General features: G+C 62.1%; 1 protein-coding gene. It reads right to left on the bottom strand.

Annotated elements, in window-relative coordinates:
• On the bottom strand, positions 1-248 hold a 248-nt coding region (locus tag SB847_RS20900), incomplete at its 3' end, for a PLP-dependent transferase (RefSeq protein ID WP_410578510.1).
• Positions 249-277: the final 29 nt, after the last annotated feature.

Here is a 277-nt window from a genome sequence, read left to right as displayed (position 1 = left end):
GGGCGCACAGCGGCCTGGACAGCTTCAAGGTCTGCCACGTCCACGAAGGTGACTTCGATGCCGTATTTCTCGGGGAGGAGCTCACCGAATAGGCGGTAGACGGCTTCGTAGGTGACATTGGAAACCACGACGTGGTCGCCGACCTTGAGGAGGCTGAAGAAGATTCCGTGCAGTGCCGCCACACCTGTGGCGAAGACGGCGGCGGCTTCGGCGCCCTCCATGGCTGCGAGCTTCGTTTCGAGCGCCACCGAGTTCGCCCCGGAAGTCCTGTTATAGA

Origin of the sequence: Bacillus sp. SIMBA_026 (genome assembly GCF_046535335.1) — a bacterium.
Lineage (GTDB): Bacteria > Bacillota > Bacilli > Bacillales > Bacillaceae > Bacillus > Bacillus velezensis.
Note: the sequence above shows the minus strand (reverse complement) of the source record. Positions and strands in the feature narration are given on the sequence as shown.